The 2,336-nt window shown below is 64.6% G+C and carries 2 protein-coding genes; both read right to left on the reverse strand.

What is annotated here, in order from left to right; genetic code table 11:
- Window positions 1–482, reverse strand: a 482-nt coding sequence (locus tag AC1DFE_RS23930; protein WP_476908314.1) for a 6-phosphofructokinase, incomplete at its 3' end; no start/stop codon positions are given.
- 61 nt (window positions 483–543) lie between these two features.
- On the reverse strand, window positions 544–2,037 hold the full coding sequence (locus AC1DFE_RS23935; protein ID WP_476908315.1) for a glyceraldehyde-3-phosphate dehydrogenase: 1,494 nt from the start codon (window positions 2,035–2,037) through the stop codon (window positions 544–546).
- Window positions 2,038–2,336 lie beyond the last annotated feature (299 nt).

The following is a 2,336-nucleotide window of genomic DNA, read 5'->3' on the forward strand; positions in this document are numbered from 1 at the left end:
TGGTGGGATTCGCCGGTGGTCCGGAGCCGGTCGATTGCCTCAGTAGCGATCTGCACCGCCGTGTCGAAGCCGAAGGTGTAGTCGGTGGCGTCGAGGTCGTTGTCCACGGTCTTGGGAACGCCGACGATTTTCAGCCCGGCGTCGGTGAGGCGCTTGGCGGCAGCCAAGGTTCCTTCGCCACCGATGGCGATGATGGCGTCGATCCCCAGCCGGTCCATGTGGGCTTTGATGACGTCCGGTCCGCCGCCGTTCTCGAACGGGTTGGTCCGGGACGTGCCCAGGATGGTGCCGCCCTGCTTGGCGATGCCGCGGACAACAGTACGGGGAATGGGGATGACGTCACCCTCAACCACGCCGCGCCAGCCGTCGAGGAACCCTACGAATTCATGGCCGTGGACGGCGATGCCCTTCAGTACGGCGCCGCGGATAACCGCGTTCAGTCCGGGGCAGTCACCACCGCTGGTGAGGATTCCAATTTTCATGTTCGGCTCAAATCCTGGGAGGGTTACGGGCGCAAGGCTGTTGAGTGAGGGACGACGGATGCTAGGCCGATCCCACGGCGGCAAGCACCGACATGGCCGCCTCAACGACGTCCGCCGCGGGGAATGAAGGCCGGTGCACGCCGGCCATCTCCTCCAGGACACGGACCACCTGGCAGCTGTAGCCAAACTCGTTGTCGTACCAGACGTAGAGCACCAGGTTCTTGTCGTTGGAGATGGTGGCGAGGCCGTCGACGATGCCGGCGTGGCGGGAACCCACGAAGTCGGTGGAGACGACTTCCGGGGAGTCGATGTAGTCGATCTGCTTGCGCAGGTCCGAGTGCAGCGCCATCTCACGCAGGTAGTCGTTGACCTCGTCCTTGGTGGTGCCGCGTTCCAGGTTGAGGTTCAGGATGGCCATGGACACGTCCGGGGTGGGAACCCGGATGGAGCTGCCGGTGAGCTTGCCCTGCAGTTCGGGCAGCGCCTTGGCCACCGCCTTGGCGGCGCCCGTCTCGGTGATCACCATGTTCAGTGCGGCGGAGCGTCCGCGGCGGTCGCCCTTGTGGAAGTTGTCGATCAGGTTCTGGTCGTTCGTGAACGAGTGGACCGTTTCCACGTGGCCGTGCACCACGCCGTACTTGTCATTGAGTGCCTGCAGGACCGGAGTGATGGCGTTGGTGGTGCAGGATGCCGCCGTGACGATCCGGTCCGCCTCGGTGATGTCGCGGTGGTTGATGCCGTGCACGATGTTCTTCAGGTCACCCTTGCCCGGAGCGGTCAGGAGGACGCGGGCCACGCCATTGCTCAGCAGGTGCTGGCCGAGGCCCTCGGCGTCGCGCCAGCGGCCGGTGTTGTCCACCAGGATGGCGTCCCTGATGCCGTAGGCGGTGTAGTCGATGGTGGCCGGGTTGTCCGAGTAGATGACCTGGATCCGGACGCCGTTGGCCGTGATGGTGTTGGCGTCGGTGTCCACCCGGATGGTTCCTTCGAAGGAACCGTGGACGGAGTCGCGGCGCAGCAGGCTGGCGCGCTTGGTCAGGTCGTTGTCCGAGCCGCGCCGGACCACAATGGCGCGCAGGCGCAGGCCGTGGCCGCCGCCGGCCTGTTCGATCAGGAGGCGCGCTACCAGGCGGCCGATCCGGCCGAACCCGTACAGCACGACGTCGGTGCTGGCGCGGCCGCCACCGCCGCGCTTGCCCACTACCTCAGCCAACTCGGCGCGGAGGAATTCCTCCAAAGTCTGGCCCCCGCCGTCGGACTTAAACTTCTGGTTCAGCCGGGCAATGTCGATGGCGGCGGCACCCAGGTCCAGCTGTGCCAGCGTGTTCAGCAGCGGCGCGGTCTCCTCCAGGGGCAATTCGTCCTTACTGATCCGGCGCGCGAAGCGGTGCGCCTTCAGGATGTTCATGGTGGACTTGTTGATCAGGCTGCGGCCGTGGATGCTAGTCACCACATTGTTTTCGCGGTAGAGCCGGCCGATCACCGGGATCATGGCCTCGGCGAGGGCCTCCCGGCCCATCCACGCATCTAGACAAGAATCTGAGGTTTTTAGCATCGGGCTGCCTTTCCAAAAGGGTGGGTCTGTTTTAGCTTCAGCTCCTGAGACGGTCCAAAGAGGGGCTTGCCATCTATCGTCCTGCCATTCTCGGGTAGGGGAAACGCTAATTCGGGATGGTTTTAACGATCCTTTTGGGTAGGCCATTGAGGTTATGCGGTCGTGGTGGCGGACATGAGGGCCATGGTGGTGGCGCCGAGGGCTTCGAGTGCGTGTTCTGTGCGGGTGGAGCGTCGTGTATGCCCTGGGTGGTGGGGAGCGTTGGTGGCTTGCCGGCCGCGGAGGAGGAGGATCAGGAA

The sequence above is a fragment of the Arthrobacter sp. 05T423 genome, assembly GCF_056396245.1.